Raw genomic sequence first — 1,122 nt, forward strand, 5'->3', positions numbered from 1 at the left:
CGAATGCGTTCAGGTGGCAGCGGATGAAGCTGGCCGTGTCCGCTTTACGGATGAACTCGACATACAGCGCCCGTGACCAGCCCAGCACCATCACATAGGCCCAGATCGAGCGGGTCTGCCCTTCGAGATTCAGGTAACTGTAGCGGCCAAAGTCCACCTGAGCCTGCTCACCTGGATCGGTTTCAAATCGGACGGTGACGCGGCTGGCGGATACCTGTGTCCGCCGAAATGGGCGGACGAAATCCTTGACCACTGTGTACTGCCCTGTGTAGCCGCGTTCCTGCACTTCCCGGAACAGCACCACAGCACTCAGGACACCCTGCTCGATCCGTCCGGTCAGATACGGCGTGTACAGACCGAGCTTGCTGCCCTTTTTAGGGCGGGCCTTGGGCTGTGGGAGCGCCGGGTTTCGCAGATACTTCTTGACCGTATTGCGGCTCAGGTCCAGGGTCCGGGCAATGCCGCTGACCGAGTGTCCCGCCGCCTTGAGTTCGATGATTCGTCGCACCTGTGCGCCTCCAAGCATGCAGACCTCCGATTCATAATGAATCGGAGAGCAGAAGAGTGAGCAACCTGGAGGTGGTCAAATCTGTTCCGCCATTTCTGGTCATTTTTATCCCGCCGTTGACAATTGGTAAGGGCGTCCCAGGGCGGCACGTTTTGCCCACCGTCCGATCACCACCTGAATTTGTCAACGGTATCCCATGCCAGTCGAGTCTCAATGACCGTCCTACCGCCCGTCTACATTCAGCAACCGTTCGCCGTGGAGTGCTGAGGCTAGGGCGATCACCTCTTTCTCCGCAGAGGCCACAGACCCTCTTAAACCGCTGGGGCCACAGCTATCCTCGAACCAGGGCAGGAGCAGCATGCTGACGGGACGGTGCAGAGCAGCTCACGGCTCAGGTCTTCCTGGCCCTATTGCTGGTCCACCTTCCTCCCGGCAAGATCCTGATGAGCGTGGACCGCACCTTCTTGGGCAGAACAGACGCCCATGAGGACGCCTGCCCGCACCTGGGAACACGGGGATGCTCCGCTCAACCTCTTGGTCCTGGGTGCGGTGGTCCATGGCTTTACGATTCCGCTCGTGTGGGTGGCCCTGGATCATACGGGCAACAGCAACAC

General features: G+C 59.9%; 1 protein-coding gene and 1 pseudogene. One reads left to right on the forward strand and one right to left on the reverse strand.

All coding sequences use genetic code 11. The annotated features are described in order from the left end of the window. A partial coding sequence (locus Q319_RS0123655) for a helix-turn-helix domain-containing protein (RefSeq protein ID WP_245619459.1) occupies positions 1-508 on the reverse strand: 508 nt, incomplete at its 3' end. Positions 509-885: 377 nt separating this feature from the next. On the opposite strand from Q319_RS0123655, the pseudogene Q319_RS28065 reads away from it, so the two are divergent. Continuing rightward, positions 886-1,122: pseudogene (locus Q319_RS28065) on the forward strand (hypothetical protein); the annotation flags it as partial.

It is taken from the genome of Deinococcus marmoris DSM 12784, assembly GCF_000701405.1.
Classification (GTDB): domain Bacteria; phylum Deinococcota; class Deinococci; order Deinococcales; family Deinococcaceae; genus Deinococcus; species Deinococcus marmoris.